Origin of the sequence: Streptomyces sp. NPDC060205, assembly GCF_042728395.1 — a bacterium.
Lineage (GTDB): Bacteria > Actinomycetota > Actinomycetes > Streptomycetales > Streptomycetaceae > Streptomyces.
Window position 1 is genome coordinate 26,864 of record NZ_JBHWZP010000039.1, and the last position, 18,021, is coordinate 44,884.

Here is an 18,021-nt window from a genome sequence, read left to right on the forward strand (position 1 = left end):
GCCCCTGGGAAGGCTCGCCCGGGAAGGAGCCCGGCATGCTCCTCGGCACCTGGAACCTGGAGAACCTGTACCGGCCCGGCGGGGCGTTCGGCCCGCGTACCGAGGCCGCGTACAAGGCGAAGCTCACCACGCTGGCCGGGGTCATCAGGGAACTCGATCCCACGCTGCTCGGTGTGCAGGAGGTCGGCGACCCGGCCGCGCTGGAGGACCTGGCCGGGATGCTGGACGGCGACTGGCACATCGTGCTGTCGGCGCATCCGGACAGCCGGGGCATCCGGGTCGGTTTCCTCAGCCGGCCGGCGGCGCGGACGGTCGTCGACACCCATGAGTTCCCCGCGCCGCTGCGGCCCGTCCAGGGCGACGACGACGGCGAGCCGGTGCCCCGGACGGGCCGCGGCTTCCTGGCGGTGGAGGCGGTGCTTCCGGGCACCGGCGTGACCCTGTCGGCGGCGGTCTGCCATCTGAAGTCGAAGCTGCTGACGTACCCGGGCGGCCGGTTCCAGCCGCGCGACGAGGGCGAACGGGCCCGCTACGGCGCGTACGCCCTGTACCGGCGGGCCGCCGAGGCCACGACGCTGCGTGCGGTCGCCGACCGCCTCCTCGACGGCAGGGGCAAGGAGCGGGACGTGGCCGTGCTCGGCGACCTCAACGACGAGGTCACCGCCGCGACGACACAGATCCTGAACGGTCCGCCCGGCTCCGAGATCGGCACTCCCGGCTTCGACCGGCCCGACCGGGGTGACGCGGCACGGCTGTGGAACATCGCTCCCCTCATCCCGGAGAAACAGCGCTTCTCCCGCATCCACTCCGGGCGCCCCGAACTGATCGACCACATCCTGGTCAGCCACCGCCTCCTCGACCGGGTGACCGGCGCGGGCACGGGGGCACCCGTCCAGGAGACCCCGCTGCCGTCGGTGGACGAGAATCCGGCCGACCGCAGGGACGCGACGGGCTCGGACCACGCACCGGTGTGGGCGCGGACAGCACCCTGAGCGGCCCGCCGCGATCGGGCAGCGCCCCGAAGGGGCGCGGGGAACTGCGCGCCCAGCCACGACGCACCCGCAGACATGTCCCCCGGGCCAGAGGCGGGGCGGGCGCCAGGGCCAGACTCAGGCACTGCGCAACCCCGCAGGGGAGCCCGCCAAGAGCCCCGCACCCTCCCGCCGATCCACCAGCTCGTCGAGGAGCGCGGCAAGACGCTCGGTGTGCCGCGCGGTGAGCCGCCCCGTGTCGTCGAGATGCACGGCACAGGCGGTGGTGGTGTCCACGAGACGTTCGAGCGTGGCCGCGACCTCGTCGGTGCCCGCCGTGTGCCGCGCCAGGGTGGGCAGTTCAGCGGCGGAACGGTCGATCGCCGCGCGGGCCTCCGCCAGCGTCCGGTAGGCCTCGCGGCGCAACGCCCAGCGGGTGGCCCGGTCGTCGGCGGCGCCGTCGACGCCGTCGTCGTCGGCGCCTACGGCGGTGACAACTCCGGCGCCGCTCAGGACGTGCGTGAGATAGGCGTGCGCCGCGTCGGTGGCGGCCGTCAGCCGGGCCCGTACGTTCCCGCCGCGCTGTCCCGGCGCCGGGAGATGTCCGACGACGAGCACGATCGCGCAGGCCAGCAGCGTCTCGCCGATCCGGCTCCAGGAGGCCTCCGGCTCGCCGCCGACCATGACGAGGGCGAGCACGAGGACGGTGACGACGGCCGTCTGCGCGGCGAAGTGCCGGGTGGCGACGGGAATGAGGGCCCCGCTGACCGCCACGAGCGCCACCAGGCCCTCGGGCCGGGGCAGCACGGCCGCGAACCCCGCGAAGACGAGGGCGCCCAGGACGGTACCGGCCGCCCGGTTCAGTACGCGCGAGACGAGCGGACCGAGATCCGGCTTCACGAGGAACACGGCGGTCGCGGGAAGCCAGTACCAGTGGACGTGGTGCAGTGCCTGCGCGACGGCGACGGCGGCGCCGTAGCACAGGGCCACGCGCAGGCCGTACTCCCGCCCTCCGGTGCCGGTGACGGCGCGCAGGAGCGCTCTGGCCCGCAGGGGTCGCAGATGCAGGCCCTTGTGGGCGGTGCGCTCGGCGCCGAGCCCGAGGGGATGGCTGCCGCTCGTCCTCCGGGGACGCGGGCCGCCGCGGTCGAAGGTCTCGGCGGCGTGCAGCAGGGCGTCGTCGAGCGCCCGCAGTCCGGGGACGGTCCGGGCGGGTGCGGGCAGCGGACCGCAGGGTTCCCCGGTGCGGACGGCGACGGCGAGCCGCCGCGGTCCCTGAGCCGTGCGGGCGGGCAGCGCCTCTCCGGCCCAGGCCAGCGCGGTCGCGGCCTCGGCGAGCGGGAGCGCGGCGGCGTACTGCCCGCGCAGCCGCCGCTCGGCCGCGGAACTGGCGTACCGCCGCAGCCGCGGCCCCGCGAGCGCGTCCTGTGCGTGGTCGAGCGCGGCGGTCAGGGCGGCGCGCCGGCCACCGGCCCGCTGCCCGCCCACGGCGGCGAGCAGGTCGGCGATCGCGTCGTACACGCCGCCCACTGCGGCCCGTTCCCCGTCGAAGCGGAAGTCGTTGGCCAGGGCTCCGGGCGTGGGCAGCGCGAGCCGCAGCGCGATCAGCCAGCCGGTGCCCGCGAGGAAGAACAGGGCCCGCTGCCAGCCGGGTTCGGGCAACGGCATCCCGGCGCCGATGGCCGCGGCGACGAGCAGTTGGGTCCCGGCCCCGGACGCCACCGGCCCCACCGCGCTGACGGCCCCGGCGAGCAGCCCGAGCACGGTGAGCGTCAGGGTCAGCGGGACGGCGCCGAGGCCTTCCCCGGCGTACGTGCCGACGGCGATGCCCGCGGCGCCGGCCAGCCCGGGCACGCCGATCCGGGGCACGGCGGTGCGCCGGCTTCCCGGCCGGTCGTTGATCCCGGCGAACATGGCTCCGAGGGCGGCCATCACACCGAGGGGTTCGCGCCCCACGACCACGGCCACGACGAGCAGGGGCCCGGCGGCCAGCACCCCGCGCAGCACGGCGTTCCACGGCACGGGCCCCCGCTGCGCGCGCAGCGCGTGCGTGAGCCAGGGCGGAAGGGCGACGGGGAGGACGTTGAGCAACGGTCGCGGCACGGGCACGGGGCTCCTGTCGGGACGAGGGCGGTTGCGGGTGGCATGCCTTCGGGCGACGTCGGCCGGGCGGTGTCGGTGGGGTTCTTGCTCGCTTCTTCACGGTAGATCGCGTCCGGCGGCGAAACCGGACATGAGCGTTTCCACGGTGTGACGATTTCGGCGGGATGCGGGTTCTTTATGAACGCAATCTCTGGCGCGAGGGCGAGGGCGAGGGCGAGGCCGATGGCTAGGGCGAGGCCGATGGCGAGCGCCCGGCCGGTAAAGGGAGCGGGCCCGGGGGCGTAGCCGGCCCCCGAGCCCTGTGATGCCACCCATGCGGCACGCCGGCACGCTTGAGGACCCAGGTCAGTTTCATGTCGCCGCGTCCTGCCTTTGGACCACCGCACATCGAGCTGTGCGGGCCGGACTTGAACCGGCATTTCGACGCCCGGAGCCTGGGTCCGGTCGATCCGGCGATCGGCGGCGAATGCTGAGACTGGAGCAATAGTCTGAGATTGAGCGCGGTCTGCCTCTGCCGATTGGGCTACCGCGGCGCGAAAAATGCCGCGGGGAGGACTCGAACCTCCACTGGAACCGCGCGGTCACGACAAGCTTCAGGTTCAGCTTGCGCTCCTCGCGCACCCCGGCCGTCGGCCTTCGGAGGCGATGGCCGGGGAGATGATGAGGCTACCCGAACAGGTAGCCGAACACGGCGTCCCCGACCCGCTCGTCGGTGACCTCCGCGCCGTTCGCCTCTTCCCGGGCGAACTTGACGGCCTGCTGCAGTTTCTCGACCCGGTCGAGCAGTTCGTTGACGCGCCGCGCGGGCAGGGCGCCGGAGAACTTCACGGTCGTCCAGTACCCGACGGGGATGTCCTCGTAGTAGACCTCGACCTGGGCGGGGTGCTTGTCGGTGGCCTCGGCCTTGACGTGGTTGCGCGGAACCTTCTTCGTACGGAGCGTGCGCACCGGCTCGGTCTTCCACGCGTCGGTCGACGGGTCCTGGACCCACGACTCGGAGGCGTCGAGCACGGGCAGCTTCCGTACGAAGGTGTTGAGGTCGGTGAGCTGCTTCTCCAGGAAGAGCAGGTACGACACGGGAACGTCGGCGACGAGCACCCGTCCGTCGACCTTCACGTCCGCGCGGGCCGTGCAGTTGGCCCAGTCCTTGGTGGCGGTCACGTCGAACAGCCGGGTCAGCGTGGCCGCGGTGTCCCGCAACACGTTCTCGGCCTGCACCTGCACCCGGGTCGACTCGGGCGGCAGCTGCTCGCCCTCCTCGTCCTTGGGCTGGTACGTACGCGAGATTCCGGCCAGCAGGGCAGGCTTCTGCAGCCCGTGATGCGCGGCCGTCAGGTCCTGGTGCGACTTGGACTTGACGCCCTTCTCCACTGCGATGATCTGATTGAGTTTCGCCACGTCGATGACGGTAGCAGCGCCGACGGGGGCTGATCGAAGGGTTATTCGACGAGCCGCGCGACGAGCCGCGTCAGGTCCGGGGCGAGGACTCCCCGAACGTCTGCCCGCCGCTGAACGTGCCTCCCTGCACCACCACACCGGACGTCCCGCCGCTGACGGTGTTGTGGACGGTGAGTGTCGTGGGGGTCGTGGGCGTCGTGGACCGCGGACTCAACTCGTCCAGGAGTGCGCGCAGTTCCGCCGCCGCCTGTGGATCGTCGCGAAGGGCCCGCCGGAGTCTGACACGCCAGGACGCCTGGACGTCTGCCGCCGCGTCCTCGTCGTCGGCGTCCCGCGCCGCGACCAGGTCCGCGCGCGATTCCTCCAACTCCCCCTGGACGACCTCCTCGTCCTGCCCTCGTGAGAAGACGGCGACGACCCGGTCCCGTACGCTCCCCCACCCGTCGGTCACCATCTGCTGCACGAGAGCCGTCGCCCCCGCCGCCGCCAGCGCCGCCAACTCCGCTTCCATCGGGCCCCCTTCGTCGCGTGTCCGGGAACCCACGGTAGTGGGATCGGCACGGGCGGCAACCCCGCACCGGGGGAGGGCGCGCCCGCCGGGGGCGCGCGCTCCCCGGACTCAGCCGGCCGCCACCGCCTTCCGCAGGGCGGCCAGCTCCCCGTACATCACCGCGCCCGGGCACTCGGTCGCCAGCCAGTCGCGGTGCCCGCTGATCTCGTCGACCTCCTTCTTCGCCCCGCTGATCGGGTTGGTGTACGTGACCCTGGCCTGCGGGTCGACCCCGTGGAAACGGACCAGGGACCGGACCAGGTCGGTGAGGGCGGCGCGGGCTGCGGCCGTCGGGCCCTGCTTCACCAGGTTGCCGATCAGCGCGATGCCGAGGTTGCCCGCGTTGTAGCCGCCGGTGTGGAAGGCGGTCACGAGTTTGCCGTTCGCGTCATGGGCGGGGGTACCGCCCTCGCCCGAGTAGCGGCCTTCGTAGATCTCCCCCTTCTCGTCGACGAGGAAGTGGTAGCCGATGTCGCCCCAGTCGTTGGTGACCGCGTGCTGGTGGTACATGGCGCGCACCGTGGCGGCCGGGTTCGCGTCGCCGTTGGCCGTGGCGGTGTGGTGCACCGTGAGGGTCTGGAACCTGTAGTACGTCTGCGGTGAGTTCTCCGTGCCGTCCGGCTTGAAGCGGAGCTTCTCGTCCGCTCCCCAGGCCGCGCGCGAGAGGTAGGCGACGCCGCGCAGCCGGGTGCGGTCCCGGGGCACGGCGACCTCGCGCGCCGGGCCACGGGTGGTGTCGATGGCCGTCGACCGCAGATCCTTCGCCCCGTCGGGCGCCCTGAGCTCGTAGCCCGAGGCCCGGTCCACGGGGATGAGCAGGGCGCCGCCGTCGCCGTCCGAGCAGCCGTGGCCGCTCAGCGGCTGCCAGTCTCCCCGGGCACCGTCGGCGCCGGTCAGCCTGATGCCGCCGCCGGTCGCCTCGCGGGTGCCGGTCCAGCGCACCCCCACGTAGCCGATGGGGAAGGCGGCCTCGACGGGTGCCTCGCCGCCGGCCGTCTCGGCGCGGGTCATGGGGAACGTCTCGGATCTCGTGCCGGGCTCCGGGGCGGCGGGGTCAGCGGCGGCCGGCTCCGAGGGGGTGTCGGCCGTCGCGGCGGGAGTGAACGCGGCGCCTGCCGCGACCGCGCCCGCGGCGCCGATCAGTCCGCGCCGCGTGACGCGTGACCCGGCGCGGCGGGAGGCGGGAGGGGTGGAGGGAACCGAAGTGGGGGTGGGGGGAACCGGAGCGGGGGCGGGGGGAACAGTCATGGGGGGTTCCTTTGGTCTTGCTGGTCGTTCCTGCCACGTTCGTAGGTGCAAAGACGCAAAGGATCATAGGTCTTTGGCCGGGCGGATATTCGGATGCGGTGCCGTGCGCCGGGACCGCATCATCGGCCCATCTGTCCGCCGTCCCACCCCGCCCCGCCCTTCACGAAAGGCGACCACCGTGCTGAAGCGCGTCACCGTTCCCGGTCTCTTCACGCCACCCACCTACTCCCACGCCTCCGTGGTCGAGGCGGGCACGCGCCTCGCGCTGCTCGCCGGGTCCGTGCCCCTCGACGCGGACGGCGAACTCGTCGGCCCGGGCGATCCCGTACGGCAGGCCGAGCAGGTGATCGCGAACCTGGGTGAGCAGCTCCGGGCGGTCGGCAGCGAATTCGAGCATGTCGCGTACACCGACGTGTACGTGGTGAGTGCCGACCCCGCCGTGCTCTCCGAGGTCTGGAAGGTCGTGGAGGCCTCCCGGCTCAGTGCCGGCCCGCACTCCTCCACCCTCCTCGGCGTCGCCTGCCTCGGCTATCCGGGCCAGCTCGTGGAGATCACCGCGACAGCCGTGATCCCGGACTCCGACGGCGAACTCGCCTAGAGCCGTCCGTCGCTCACCCCCGGGCGTTGCGCGCGAGTTCCAGCGCGTACGACGGCCACCACTGGCCGGCCGCCGGGCCGCCCCGGCAGGTGCCGTCCGACTCGCCGGGCCGTTTGACCCACAGATAGGCGTCGATCAGCGGCGCGCCCGTGACGGCGGTGGGTGCCACGCCCAGGGCCCGGCCCGGTGGATTGCACCAGGAATCGGTGCCGGTCCGGGGCCCGTTGCCGTTGCGACTGCTGTCGATCACGAAGTGCTTGTCGCCGAGGGCCGCGGACAGTTTGTCGCCGTACGCCGAACTGTCCTCGTTGGTCTGGAAGTTGGAGACGTTCAGTGCGAAGCCGTCGGCGCGGGCGATGCCCGACTGCTGCAGCGGCGCGATCAGCCTCGACGTGTCCGGGTGCCAGGCGGGGTTGCCGGCGTCGAGATAGACGCGGGTGTTCGCCTGCCGCTTGAACCGGTCGACGGCGTACGCCAGCAGCGTGTACCGCTCCCGCGGTACGACCCGGCCGCAGCCGTCCACGCCGTGCGCCACCGCGTCCGGTTCGACGATCACGTACGCGCCCCGGTCCCCGAGTCCCGCCGCGAACTCGTCGACCCACGCCCGGTATGCCGTCGCGCTCGGGGCTCCGCCGCCCGAGTAGGAGCCGCAGTCGCGGTACGGGATGTAGTAGGCGACGAGTACCGCCGTGCGCCCTTCCCGTGCGGCGGCGGTGGTACGGGCCTCCACGACGGCCCGGGGCTCCGCGCCGACCAGCCATTCGGCCTGGGGACGGGTGGAGATACGTTCCATCAGCAGGGCGTCCGCGGTCCGTCCCGTACGACGCCATTCGGCCGCCTGCCGGGCGGCGCTGGACTCGGGGTTCACCCAGAGGGCGGCCTCGGCGCCGGCGCCCGGACCCGCACCGCCCCGCAGACCGGCCGACGCGGCCACTCCCAACGCGACCAGCCCGACCGCGAACATCCGGATGCGGCCCCCGCTCCGAAGAGGAGGACGGAGGCGGCCACGGGCATCGACGACTGGGGGCACGACCGACTCCGTTCCGGCCGCCGCGCTACCGGCGGCGGCTCGTCCGCGAACGGCCGGCCGGGTGCCGGCGGCTCTCCCCCGGAGTCTGCGGTCCCCCGCGATCCGCCACCGCGCCCGCCGCCTCCACCACAGCCGGAATCACTCCGACGGCGGCGCCCGTCTGCACCGTCACTGCGACGGCGGCGCCCGCATTCGCCGTCACTGCGGCGGCGGCGACCAGATCCGCCGCTTGGGCAGCGGCTTCGCCCAACCGCCCGCGCGGCTCGTCTTGAGTCCCAGGGACACGAGCGACTCGGCGAGTTTCACCGCGGCGCCCACCCCGTCGACGACGGGCAGTCCCAGCTTCTCCGCCACGGCCCGCTGCAGGCCGGTCATCCCGGCGCAGCCGAGGACCAGGACCTCGGCACCGGCGTCCCGGGCCCGTTCGGCCGCGGCGACGAACGCCGCCTCCGTACGCTCCGGGTCGCCGAGGTCGAGCACGCCGAGCCCCGTACCGACGACGACGGCGCAGTGCTGGGCGACCCCCGCCGTGTACAGGCTGTCCTCGATCTGCCCGGCCGAGCGCTCCAGCGTGGTGACGACTCCGTACCGCCGTCCGAGCAGGCACGCGAGATGGGCGGCGGCCTCGGTGATGTCGACGACGGGTACGTCCACGAGCTCCCGTACGCCCTCGCGTCCGTGCTCCCCGAAACCGGCCATGACGACGGCGTCGTACGGGCCCTCGTACGTACGCAGGGTGTCGAGGACGGCGGCGGCCGACAGATAGCTGTCGAGCCAGCCCTCCGCGGACTCGGGGCCCCAGGCGGGGGTGAGTCCGAGCACGGTGGTGCCCGGGCCTGCTGCGGCCCGGGCACCTCGCACGATCTCCTCGGTCATCGACTGCGTCGTATTGCAGTTGGTGACGACGATCCGCACGCTCAGCCCTCCTGAGGAGCGGAAGCCGGAGCGGGAGCCGGAGCGGGAGCGGGAGCCGTCCCGACGGCGGCGGCTCGCTCGGAGCGGCACAGCAGCGCGTACAGCCCGGCGGCCAGTGCCGTACCGATGAACCAGGAGTACGGGGCCACGTCGCTGAAGGTCTTCACCAGCGCGAGGACCGCCGAGACCGCCGCCGCGGGCAGGAACGCCCACAGGGCCTTGGGGTTGACGCCCCTGCGGTAGTAGTAGCGCGAGCCGGGCTCGGCGTTGAACAGCTCGTTCACGTCGATACGGCCGTGCTTGACCCAGAAGTAGTCGAGCATGATCACGCCGAACAGCGGGCCCAGGAAGGCGCCGAGGCCGCCGAGGAAGTAGTTGACGACCGTGGGGTTGGAGAAGAGGTTCCACGGGGTCACCACCAGCGCGGCGACCGTGCTGATCATGCCGCCGACCTTGAAGGTGATCTTCTGCGGCCAGACGTTGGCGAGGTCGTACGCGGGCGAGACGAAGTTGGCGACGATGTTGACGCCCATGGTGGCGATGGCGAAGGTCAGGGCCCCCAGGATGAGCACCCACTTGTTGCCGATCTCGGCGACGAGGTGGGCGGGGTCGGTGATCGCCTTGCCGAACACCTCGATGGAACCGGCCGTGACGATCACCGACACGATCACGAAGGCCGTCGAGTTGATCGGCAGCCCCCAGAAGTTGCCGCGCTTGACGGTCCGGTAGCTGGGCGCGAAGCGTGAGAAGTCGCAGAAGTTGAGCATCAGCGTGCCGTACGTGGCGAGGATCAGACCGATCGCGCCGAACCACTGCCGCCACTGCTCACCCACGGAGACCGGGTTCGGGGTCGAGGTGAGCGAGATGGTCCAGCCGGCCTTCGCGAGGATCCAGATGGCCAGGGCGATCATCACGAGCCAGATGGCGGGACCGCAGAAGTCCTGGAACTTCCGTACGGATTCCATGCCCTGGCTGATGATCAGCGCCTGGACCAGCCACAGCGAGACGAAGGACAGCCAGCCGAGCGCGTCGAGCCCGAGGAAGGAGCTGTGGGTCCAGGATTCCAGCCCCGGCCAGGCCGCGAGCAGCATGATGTTGACGGCGACGGAGGCCAGATAGGTCTGGATGCCGTACCACATGATGGCGATGACGGCCCTGATCAGCGCCGGTATGTTGGCGCCCCAGACACCGAAGCTGATGCGGCTGATGACCGGGAAGGGCACGCCGTGGCGCTGTCCGATCTTCCCCATCCAGTTCATGCCGATGTAGATGAGCACGAAGCCGACGAGCAGGGACGTGAAGATCTGCCAGACGTTCATGCCGAGGACCAGCAGTCCGGCGGCGAACGTGTAGTTGCCGAGGTTGTGGACGTCGGACATCCACATGGCGAAGAGGTCGAAGACCTTCCAGTTGCGCTTGCCCGCGGGGGCGAGGTCCTCGTTGGTGAGCCGGGGATCGGGGACGAAAGCTGGTGCGCCGGTGGCTGCGGCGGGATCGGCGAGTGACACAGGGCCTCCATGAGCGTGGTCGGGGACGACGGGAGGACTGGGGCGACTGCAGCGCGCTTTGGTATACCAAACTGTGGTCATGGTCCCGCTCCCGACGACATCTGGCCATGTCCGCGCGGTAACAGCTAGGTAAAACAGTCCCGGGGTCGGCGAGGATGGACGCATGACGACGGTGGAACCGCTGGGGGCGGTGCGCGAGCGGGTGCTCGGCTCGCTGCGGCAGGAGATCATCGCCGGGCGGCTGCTGCCCGGCGACCGGTTGGTCGAGCGCGAGCTGGCCGAGCGGTTCGGGGTCTCCCGGGTGCCGGTCCGCGAGGCGATCCGGGCGCTGGTCACCGAGGGCTTCGTCCTCTTCGAGACACCGCGCCGCGCGGTCGTACGCCGGCTGACCCGCACGGACGTCGCGGAACTCTTCGAACTCCGCGAGGCCCTGGAGGTGTACGCCACCGGACTGGCCGCCCAGCGCGCCACCCGGGCCGACCTGGCCGGGCTCGACGAACTCCTCGACCGCGCGGCGGACGCGACCGCCGCCGACGACGCGGAGACGATCACCGACATCAACACCCGTTTCCACGACCGGATCCTGGCGATGGCCGGAAACAGCCTGCTGATCTCCGTGATGGAACCGGTCGACGGCCGCCTGCGCTGGCTCACCCGCCAGAACGAGGAGTGGCCGCAGCTCCTGGCCGAACACCGGGAGCTGTACGCGGCCATCGCCTCCGGAGACCGCGAACGGGCCCGCGCCCACGCCCTGGCACACGTCCGGGCCAACTACCGCTCGACGGTGCGGCACCTCTTCGGCGACACGGACATCCCCGTCCCATCCGACACGGACTCCCCCGTCCCGTCCCCCGTCCCCACCGGTACGGATCTCGAAGGATCCAGATCCGGCAGCCTCGAAGGAGAAGTGTGACTGCCCGTACGGCGATCGGTGCCGCGAGGACCCGGCCCTGCACGCTCGTCGTCTGCCGCGGCTGCTGCTGCGGCGACGCGCGCAAGTACCCCGGCTACGACCACGACTGGCAACTGGACCGCCTGCGCGCCGCCGCCGACGCCTCCGGTGGCCGCCTCGCGGTCCGTACGGCGGACTGCCTCGGCCCCTGCGACCAGGCCAACATCATCGTCGTACAGCCGTCGGGCGAGGGCCGCAGGCGGGGCGGCAAGGCCGTCTGGATCGGCTGGTCGATGGGCGACGACTGCACCGACGAGATACTCCGCTGGGCGGAATCCGGCGGCCCCGGCATCACCGCTCCCCCGGCCACCCTGGAACTGCAGTTCGTCCAGTCGGCGGGCGAACGGGACCGGGCGCGTCGGTAGCCGCGCGCCCGGGGGCGGGGAGTGGGGAGTGTGGGGCGGCGCCAGGGAGTGTGAGGCGGGGCCGGGGTGGTGCGCGGCTGCGGGCCGGCCGTGGCTGGGCGCGCAGTTCCCCGCGCCCCTCGGGCGGGGCCCTAGCTCGGGTACGGGGCCGTCGGCAGGCCTGCCGCCCCGGCTGCCGTACGCAGCACGTCCCTGAGCATCTCCGGGGTCAGCCGGCCGGTGAAGGTGTTGCGCTGGCTCACGTGGTAGCAGCCGAAGAGCTGGAGGGGGTGGGCCTGCGGGCCCTCGCCCTCCAGGACGACCCGCGCTCCGTGGGCGAAGGCCGGGCGGGGCCGGGGCACCTGCCACCCCGCCTCGGTGAACGCGGGCAGCGCCGCCTGCCAGCCGAAACCGCCGAGCACGACGACCGCGCGGAGGGTGGGGGCGAGCAGCCGCAGTTCGTTCACGAGCCAGGGGCGGCAGGTGTCGCGTTCCTCGGGCGTCGGCTTGTTGGCGGGCGGCGCGCAGTGCACGGGAGACGTGACGCGGACCCCGTACAGGGTCAGTCCGTCGTCGGCGCTCTCGGCCGTGGGCCGCGAGGCGAGGCCCACGTCGTGCAGCGCCGCGTACAGCACGTCCCCGGACCTGTCTCCCGTGAACATCCGGCCGGTCCGGTTCCCGCCGTGCGCCGCGGGTGCGAGCCCGATCACGAGGAGCGAGGCGTCCGGCGGTCCGAACCCCGGGACCGGGCGGCCCCAGTACGTCCAGTCCGCGAAGGCGGCCCGCTTCGTCCGGGCCACCTCCTCCCGCCACTCGACCAGCCGCGGACAGGCCCGGCACCCGGCGATCCGCCGGTCCAGTTCCACCACGCTGCGCTCCTGCTTCATACGGACACGCTATGCCCGGCGAGAACCCGGCTCCACGCGACGGAAAACGATTCCGGCCCCACCCCCGCCGAGGGCTAAGGTCGGACCATGGCTTCAGGGACTCAGTCGGGGACGCGGAGGAACGGGGCGGGTGCCGGTGCCGGTGCCGGTGCCGGTGCCGCCACCACAACCGGCGGCACGGCCGACGCCGTGGCCGTCGCGAAGGCCGCCGCGCCCGCGAGCGGCGAGACCGTGCGCGTGGACAGCTGGATCTGGTCCGTCCGCCTCGTGAAGACCCGCTCCATGGGCGCCACCGCCTGCCGTGGCGGCCATGTCCGGGTGAACGGCGAACGGGTCAAGCCCGCGTACGCCGTCCGCGTCGGTGACGAGGTCCGCCTCCGGCACGCGGACCGGGAGCGGGTCGTCATCGTGAAGCGCGTGATCCGCAAGCGGGTCGGGCCTCCGGTCGCCGCCGAGTGCTACGTCGACAACAGTCCCCCGCCGCCGCCCCGCGCGGCCGTCGCCCCGGCGGGCATCCGCGACCGGGGCGCGGGCCGGCCCACCAAGCGCGACCGCCGCGAGCTGGAACGCCTGCGGGGGCTTGGCTCGGCCGAATAGCCCGAGCGGCCCGGGCAGCCCAAGGAGCCCGAGCGGCCCGAGCGGCCCGAGTAGCCCTTGGGACAGGGACGTGTCCCGTGGTCCCGGGGGGGGGGACGTGGTCGGGTGCGAGTGCGTGGGGGTCGGGCGCGCAGTTCCCCGCGCCCCTGAAAGCCGGGCTGCGCCCTGGCTTTCATCCCCGCGCCTCTGCAAGCCGGGATGCGGCCTCGCTTTTGTCCTCAAGGGTGCGATGCGGGTCACGCCTCCAGCGGTACTGCCCGTACCCACACCCGGTCCTCCGTGAGGTACCGGTCGACCCGCAGGCCCGCCTCTGCCAGCGCCGCCTCGAACTGCTCCTTGCTGAGCGGCCGGGCGCGGAACGTCTGCGTCCACACCGCGTCCGGGAACACATACTCCGCACGCACCGAGTTGACCCCGTCCCCCACCGGCTCCGCGGACAGCATGCGGATCGTGAACCCGCTCGGATCGAGCCGCTCGCGCGGCAGGTCGGTGTGGTAGTTCTCGCCCTCGCGCTGGATCAGCACACAGCCGCCGTCCGCGACATGGCTGCGGCACACCCCCAGCATTCCGCGCCGCACCTCCGCGTCCCCGGCGTGCACGAGGAACGACGCGAGCATCACCACGTCGAACCTCTCGCCCAGGTCCAGCGTCTCGATGGCGCTGCGTATCGTGCGCGCCCCTCGCACCCGCTCCAGCATCTCGGCGGACTCGTCCACGGCCGTCACCGTGAAGCCCCGCTCCAGGAGCGGGTGGGTCATACGCCCCACCCCGCTCCCCAGTTCGAGGATGTGCGCCCCCGCCGGCACGGCCGAGGCGATGATGTCCGGCTCGTCCCCGACGGACAGGCGCGCGTACAGCTCGACCGCGCAGCCGTCCGGCGTGATGGCGCCGGGCCCCGTCCCTTCGTACCCCTCACGCATCTCGATCGTCATACCCGCCCAACGGCCCGCGCCCGCACTGCCGTTCCCCTCCCCGCCCGTCTCACCCTTCGAGTGAGACGTGATCGGGCCGTGGAACCGACGCCCGCCGAAGCCGTGGTCCGGCCGGCCGGCGGACGCTCAGAGCGCGAACCACCCGTGGCCGCCGTACCAGTGACCGCCCGCCCGCAGATGGTCCCCCACCGCCCGTTCCACACCGGTCCGCCTCGGCAGGTCCGCCACGGGCAGTTCGGGGTCGCCGAAGACGAACGCCACGGGTGCCTTGTCGTCGGCCTTCGCCTCCTCGTGGGCGATCCGGAACCGCTCCTGGAAACGCACGATGTTGGAGTCGGCGGGCAGATAGCGCGTCAACTGCCGGTCGAGGAGCCAGGATTGGCAGACCGCCACCGCGTAGTGCTCGTCCGGGTAGTGGCGCGCGAAGAACTCCCGCGCCAGGTCCAGCGACCGGTCGCAGGCCTCCGGTGACAGCGGCCCGCGGAAGTCTGCGATGTGCAGACTCAGACAGGGCTCGCCGGGTCCTGTGGCGAGCCCCGCGTCCGCCGCCGCCTGCCCGGTGCGTCCGCCGAGCCGTGCGCGCTGGAACTGCAGCCGCCCCAGCTGGTACAGCTCCCCGTGGAAGTGCAGCCCGATCCACCACGGCACGAGCAGTCCCGTGGTGCCGGTCCGCCGCCGGTGCACGGCCAGGTTCCGGCCCAGGTCCGCGAGGGTGCGCCGGGAGACGTCCGCCGGGATGTCCCGCTGCCGGTGGTAGGCACGCACGTACGGCAGCGCGGCGATGAAGACGAACACCTGGAAGGTACGGCCCAGCGCGCCGGTGGACTCCGGGAACGCGGGCGGCTCCCATCCCCCGCCGATCCTCCCCATGTCGCGTACGAACCGGTCGACGCACAGCCCGAGCAGCGTCAGCGCCTCCGGGTCCGCCGCCAGCCGGGCGCGCAGTGCGACCAGTTCGTTGACGCACTCGTGCGGTACCGCCAGGTCGAGCAGTACGTCCGGCAGCTCGATCGCCTCAGGAAGGGCCACCGCCGTACGCGGTGCGCCCCCGCTCTCCAGGTCTCTCAGCCATCCGGCGAGCTTCTCGTCCGCCCGCAGCTCCTCCACCAGCACAGCCGCTCCCCGTCCGCTCGTTCGCCCGCCCCAGGTGAAATGTGCACTACGAAGAGTACGTTTTTCCGGTAGGAGTAGTGATCCCTATGCGTACGGGCAGTGAACCGACAACTGCGCGCAGTGCGCTGCGAGCACGTCTGTGGCTGAGTGTGTGGGGGCTCGTCTGGGCGACCGCGGGCACGGCCGCGTTCGCTGTCGCCGGGCGGACGGGCTGGGCGGTCGCATGCGGTGTGCTGTGGCTGGTCGTCACGGTCGATCTGGCGATGATCCTCAGGCATCTCCACCAGGGGCCGCACTATCAGCCGGGGCCCGACATCCCGCCGTACCCGCCACCGGACCACCGGGACTAGGACTGGCCGGGACCGCCATCCGCGCCGGACCGGGCAGGGGCTCGGGTCAGGACCGGGAGTGAATCCGGCTCAGGACCAGGAGTGGACCTGGCTCAGGACCGGGAGTGGACCTGGCTCAGGAGTCGAACCGTGCCGCGGCCAGGTACTCCGGCTGCGGGTCCAGCGCCGCCGCGAGCCGGAAGTGGCGCTTGGCCTGCGCCGGCTGCCCGGAGCGCTCGTAGGTGCGGGCGAGCGCGAAGTGCGCGAAGGCGTTGTCCGGCTCGCGCTCCAGCACGATGGTGAACTCCAGCTCGGCGGGCCGCAGCTGCGCCGCGGCGAAGAAGGCCCGCGCGCGCAGCAGCCGTGCGGCCGTGTTCTCCGGGTACGCGGCGATGACGTTGTCGAGCAGCTTCACCGCGCCCCTGGGATCCCGCGCGGCGAGCAGCTGCTCCGCGGCACGGAAGTCGATGACATGCGTCTCCGGAGTACGTCCGGCGAATCCGCTGGTCTCGGGCACGGCACATTCCTTCCCTCGCTGGGGACAGTCAACGCCTGACGGGCACCCACTATTCCGAGGACGCCCGCTGCTCCCCGTCGCGCTCCCCGGCCGTCCGGGCCCGCCGCTCCAGGTCGGTCCACACCTCCCGTACGCGCCGCCGCAGCGCTTCCAGGGGTACGTCGTTGTCGATGACGACGTCGGCGATCTCCCGGCGCTTCTCCCGGGTGGCCTGGGCCGCCATACGCGCGCGGGCGTCCGCCTCGGTCATACCGCGCAGCCGGACGAGCCGGTCGAGCTGTGTCTCCGTGGCGGCGTCGACCACGATCACGAGGTCGTACAGTTTCGCGAGGCCGTTCTCCGTCAGCAGGGGTACGTCGTGCACGACCACGGAGTCCGCCGAGGCGGCCTCTTCGAGCTCGCGGGAGCGGGCGCCCACCAAGGGGTGCACGATCGAGTTCAGCACGGCGAGCCGGTCCGCGTCCGCGAAGACCATGGAGCCGAGCTTCGGCCGGTCGAGGGTGCCGTCCGCGGCGAGCACGTCCTCTCCGAAGGCGTCGACCACGGCCGCCAGCCCGGGTGTTCCCGGCGCGACGACCTCCCGGGCGATCCTGTCGGCGTCGATCAGCACGGCCCCGTGCTCCACGAGCAGCCGCGACACCTCACTCTTACCGGCCCCGATCCCACCGGTCAGCCCCACCTTCAACATGCCCAGCAGCATAAGCCCGGGGCCCGCAGGGGCGCCCTTCAGGGGCGTCCGCCAGGCGCCCCGTCAGAGGCGCGGGGAACGGCGCGCCCGACCCCCACCGGCCCGCGCCCAAAATACAACCCCCGCCCCCGCCCCTCGCGGAGCGACCCGCGTAGCCGCTCACAAAGAGCGAGCTACGCATCACCTTCGCGCTCGGCCAGGAACTTCTCGAACTCCATCCCGATCTCGTCCGCGGACGGAATGTCCACCGGCTCGGCCAGCATGTTGCCCCGCGTCTCCGCGCCCGCGGCGGCGTCGTACTGGTGCTCAAGTCCCTGGACCAGCGCGACGAGTTCCTCGTCGCCCTCCTGGATCTGCCGGTCGATCTCCGTCTGCGTACGGTGCGCCTCGGTGCGCAGCCCGTGCGCGATACCCGGCAGGACCAGGCCGGTCGCGGCCGTGATCGACTCCATGACCGTCAGCGCGGCGTCCGGGTACGGGGAGCGGGCGATGTAGTGGGGCACGTGCGCGGCGACTCCGAGGACGTCGTGTCCGGCCTCCATGAGGCGGTACTCGACCAGGGACTCGGCGCTGCCGGGGACCTGGGCCTCGTCGAAGGGACTGCGGTGGCCGGGGACGAGGTCCGTGCGGTTGCCGTGCGGGGTGAGGCCCACGGGGCGGGTGTGCGGGACGCCCATGGGGATGCCGTGGAAGTTCACGGACAGCCGGACGCCGAGACGCTCCACGATCTGCTGGACGGCCGCGGCGAAGCGCTCCCACTCCACGTCCGGTTCGGGCCCGGAGAGCAGCAGGAAGGGGGCGCCGGTGGCGTCCTGGACGAGCCGCACGTCCAGCGTGGGCTCCTCGTAGTCGGCCCAGCGGTCGCGCTTGAACGTCAGCAGCGGGCGGCGGGCGCGGTAGTCCACGAGCCGGTCGTGGTCGAACCGCGCGACGACCTGGTGGGGCAGCGAGTCGAGGACCCGGTCGACGATCTGGTCGCCGGTCTCTCCCGCGTCGATGTATCCGTCGAAGTGGTAGAGCATGACAAGACCGGCCGACTCCTGGGCGAGCGCCACGTCGACCACGGCCAGGCCCTTCGGCTCCCATGCGTACAAACCCTGCGGATCAAGCACTGTGACCGCTCCTCCTCGTGTTCCTAATCGACAACACGAGCCAGGAGATGGGCATTCCCGGTTCACACCGCTTCGCTGCGCCTCTTACCGCCTTCTCATGCCCACGACAGGCACACGCGCATGGCGGTGGCACCGGCCGGAGCCGGCCGCACGTACGGGTCCGGAGGGCGGGAAGGGCCCGGAGGGAGGGCCCGGAGGCGAACGCACCGCGGGCCCGCACCCAAGTGGG

General features: G+C 72.5%; 19 protein-coding genes. 6 read left to right on the forward strand and 13 right to left on the reverse strand.

The features are described from left to right. Positions 1 to 35: 35 nt before the first annotated feature. A complete protein-coding gene (locus ACFWGJ_RS09915) occupies positions 36 to 992 on the forward strand; it encodes an endonuclease/exonuclease/phosphatase family protein (RefSeq protein ID WP_387322281.1) in 957 nt (318 codons plus the stop codon). Positions 993 to 1,109: 117 nt separating this feature from the next. Here ACFWGJ_RS09915 and ACFWGJ_RS09920 read toward each other — a convergent pair whose 3' ends face one another. The 4 genes from ACFWGJ_RS09920 to ACFWGJ_RS09935 form a co-directional block, all read right to left on the reverse strand. After that, on the reverse strand, positions 1,110 to 3,074 hold the full coding sequence (locus tag ACFWGJ_RS09920; protein WP_387322282.1) for an FUSC family protein: 1,965 nt from the start codon (positions 3,072 to 3,074) through the stop codon (positions 1,110 to 1,112). Between the two features lie 666 nt (positions 3,075 to 3,740). Continuing rightward, positions 3,741 to 4,472 (reverse strand): hypothetical protein, encoded by a 732-nt coding sequence (locus ACFWGJ_RS09925; protein WP_189770126.1) that lies wholly within the window; start codon positions 4,470 to 4,472, stop codon positions 3,741 to 3,743. 70 nt (positions 4,473 to 4,542) lie between these two features. Continuing rightward, a complete protein-coding gene (locus tag ACFWGJ_RS09930) occupies positions 4,543 to 4,983 on the reverse strand; it encodes a hypothetical protein (protein WP_387322283.1) in 441 nt (146 codons plus the stop codon). Between the two features lie 108 nt (positions 4,984 to 5,091). Further along, the gene (locus ACFWGJ_RS09935) at positions 5,092 to 6,270 is read right to left on the reverse strand and encodes a peptidoglycan recognition family protein (RefSeq protein ID WP_387322284.1); all 1,179 of its coding nucleotides are present in this window, start codon (positions 6,268 to 6,270) and stop codon (positions 5,092 to 5,094) included. 178 nt (positions 6,271 to 6,448) lie between these two features. Here ACFWGJ_RS09935 and ACFWGJ_RS09940 point away from each other — a divergent pair, with 178 nt between their 5' ends. Next, positions 6,449 to 6,868 (forward strand): RidA family protein, encoded by a 420-nt coding sequence (locus ACFWGJ_RS09940; protein WP_387322285.1) that lies wholly within the window; start codon positions 6,449 to 6,451, stop codon positions 6,866 to 6,868. A gap of 13 nt (positions 6,869 to 6,881) precedes the next feature. On the opposite strand, the gene ACFWGJ_RS09945 is transcribed toward ACFWGJ_RS09940, so the two are convergent. The 3 genes from ACFWGJ_RS09945 to ACFWGJ_RS09955 form a co-directional block, all read right to left on the reverse strand. Further along, the gene (locus ACFWGJ_RS09945) at positions 6,882 to 7,832 is read right to left on the reverse strand and encodes a glycoside hydrolase family 6 protein (protein ID WP_387322286.1); all 951 of its coding nucleotides are present in this window, start codon (positions 7,830 to 7,832) and stop codon (positions 6,882 to 6,884) included. A gap of 264 nt (positions 7,833 to 8,096) precedes the next feature. Then, on the reverse strand, positions 8,097 to 8,813 hold the full coding sequence (locus ACFWGJ_RS09950) for an aspartate/glutamate racemase family protein (protein WP_387322288.1): 717 nt from the start codon (positions 8,811 to 8,813) through the stop codon (positions 8,097 to 8,099). 2 nt (positions 8,814 to 8,815) lie between these two features. Continuing rightward, positions 8,816 to 10,321: an NCS1 family nucleobase:cation symporter-1 gene (locus tag ACFWGJ_RS09955; RefSeq protein ID WP_387322289.1), complete on the reverse strand. Its 1,506-nt coding sequence runs from the start codon at positions 10,319 to 10,321 to the stop codon at positions 8,816 to 8,818. 163 nt (positions 10,322 to 10,484) lie between these two features. Here ACFWGJ_RS09955 and ACFWGJ_RS09960 point away from each other — a divergent pair, with 163 nt between their 5' ends. Together ACFWGJ_RS09960 and ACFWGJ_RS09965 are read left to right on the forward strand one after the other, a co-directional pair. Continuing rightward, positions 10,485 to 11,234, forward strand: a complete 750-nt coding sequence (locus ACFWGJ_RS09960; protein ID WP_387322290.1) for a GntR family transcriptional regulator — start codon at positions 10,485 to 10,487, stop codon at positions 11,232 to 11,234. Beyond that, on the forward strand, positions 11,231 to 11,638 hold the full coding sequence (locus tag ACFWGJ_RS09965; protein ID WP_366781739.1) for a (2Fe-2S) ferredoxin domain-containing protein: 408 nt from the start codon (positions 11,231 to 11,233) through the stop codon (positions 11,636 to 11,638). Before ACFWGJ_RS09960 ends, ACFWGJ_RS09965 begins: the two co-directional genes overlap by 4 nt. Positions 11,639 to 11,769: 131 nt before the next feature. On the opposite strand, the gene ACFWGJ_RS09970 is transcribed toward ACFWGJ_RS09965, so the two are convergent. Then, positions 11,770 to 12,504, reverse strand: a complete 735-nt coding sequence (locus tag ACFWGJ_RS09970; RefSeq protein ID WP_387322291.1) for a uracil-DNA glycosylase — start codon at positions 12,502 to 12,504, stop codon at positions 11,770 to 11,772. An 87-nt stretch (positions 12,505 to 12,591) separates the two neighbouring features. Between ACFWGJ_RS09970 and ACFWGJ_RS09975 the strand changes: the two genes are divergently transcribed. Continuing rightward, entirely contained in the window at positions 12,592 to 13,101 is a 510-nt protein-coding gene (locus ACFWGJ_RS09975; protein ID WP_387322292.1) for an RNA-binding S4 domain-containing protein, read from the forward strand. Between the two features lie 236 nt (positions 13,102 to 13,337). On the opposite strand, the gene ACFWGJ_RS09980 is transcribed toward ACFWGJ_RS09975, so the two are convergent. Next, the gene (locus ACFWGJ_RS09980) at positions 13,338 to 14,033 is read right to left on the reverse strand and encodes a class I SAM-dependent methyltransferase (protein ID WP_387322294.1); all 696 of its coding nucleotides are present in this window, start codon (positions 14,031 to 14,033) and stop codon (positions 13,338 to 13,340) included. A gap of 126 nt (positions 14,034 to 14,159) precedes the next feature. Beyond that, positions 14,160 to 15,146, reverse strand: a complete 987-nt coding sequence (locus ACFWGJ_RS09985) for an acyltransferase domain-containing protein (protein WP_387322296.1) — start codon at positions 15,144 to 15,146, stop codon at positions 14,160 to 14,162. 86 nt (positions 15,147 to 15,232) lie between these two features. Here ACFWGJ_RS09985 and ACFWGJ_RS09990 point away from each other — a divergent pair, with 86 nt between their 5' ends. After that, positions 15,233 to 15,496 (forward strand): DUF6343 family protein, encoded by a 264-nt coding sequence (locus tag ACFWGJ_RS09990; RefSeq protein WP_387322297.1) that lies wholly within the window; start codon positions 15,233 to 15,235, stop codon positions 15,494 to 15,496. A gap of 115 nt (positions 15,497 to 15,611) precedes the next feature. Here the strand turns inward: ACFWGJ_RS09990 and ACFWGJ_RS09995 are convergent, their stop codons facing one another. The 3 genes from ACFWGJ_RS09995 to ACFWGJ_RS10005 all read right to left on the reverse strand — a co-directional run bounded on the left by ACFWGJ_RS09995 (position 15,612) and on the right by ACFWGJ_RS10005 (position 17,792). Continuing rightward, positions 15,612 to 15,992 carry a tetratricopeptide repeat protein gene (locus ACFWGJ_RS09995; RefSeq protein ID WP_107017579.1) on the reverse strand — a complete coding sequence of 127 codons (381 nt, stop codon included), beginning with the start codon at positions 15,990 to 15,992 and terminating at the stop codon, positions 15,612 to 15,614. Between the two features lie 49 nt (positions 15,993 to 16,041). Continuing rightward, positions 16,042 to 16,680, reverse strand: a complete 639-nt coding sequence (gene coaE, locus ACFWGJ_RS10000) for a dephospho-CoA kinase (protein ID WP_387322298.1) — start codon at positions 16,678 to 16,680, stop codon at positions 16,042 to 16,044. Positions 16,681 to 16,853: 173 nt separating this feature from the next. Continuing rightward, positions 16,854 to 17,792 (reverse strand): PAC2 family protein, encoded by a 939-nt coding sequence (locus tag ACFWGJ_RS10005; protein WP_189770096.1) that lies wholly within the window; start codon positions 17,790 to 17,792, stop codon positions 16,854 to 16,856. Positions 17,793 to 18,021: the final 229 nt, after the last annotated feature.

Bases quoted from the DNA above. Each gene is read 5' to 3' on its own strand.
- ACFWGJ_RS09915 (WP_387322281.1), top strand. From the start codon at position 36: ATGCTCCTCGGCACCTGGAACCTGGAGAACCTGTACCGGCCCGGCGGG.
- ACFWGJ_RS09960 (WP_387322290.1), top strand. From the start codon at position 10,485: ATGACGACGGTGGAACCGCTGGGGGCGGTGCGCGAGCGGGTGCTCGGC.
- coaE (WP_387322298.1), bottom strand. From the start codon at position 16,680: ATGTTGAAGGTGGGGCTGACCGGTGGGATCGGGGCCGGTAAGAGTGAG.
- ACFWGJ_RS09930 (WP_387322283.1), bottom strand. From the start codon at position 4,983: ATGGAAGCGGAGTTGGCGGCGCTGGCGGCGGCGGGGGCGACGGCTCTC.
- ACFWGJ_RS09975 (WP_387322292.1), top strand. From the start codon at position 12,592: ATGGCTTCAGGGACTCAGTCGGGGACGCGGAGGAACGGGGCGGGTGCC.
- ACFWGJ_RS09935 (WP_387322284.1), bottom strand. From the start codon at position 6,270: ATGACTGTTCCCCCCGCCCCCGCTCCGGTTCCCCCCACCCCCACTTCG.
- ACFWGJ_RS09980 (WP_387322294.1), bottom strand. From the start codon at position 14,033: ATGACGATCGAGATGCGTGAGGGGTACGAAGGGACGGGGCCCGGCGCC.
- ACFWGJ_RS09970 (WP_387322291.1), bottom strand. From the start codon at position 12,504: ATGAAGCAGGAGCGCAGCGTGGTGGAACTGGACCGGCGGATCGCCGGG.
- ACFWGJ_RS09945 (WP_387322286.1), bottom strand. From the start codon at position 7,832: ATGTTCGCGGTCGGGCTGGTCGCGTTGGGAGTGGCCGCGTCGGCCGGT.
- ACFWGJ_RS09990 (WP_387322297.1), top strand. From the start codon at position 15,233: ATGCGTACGGGCAGTGAACCGACAACTGCGCGCAGTGCGCTGCGAGCA.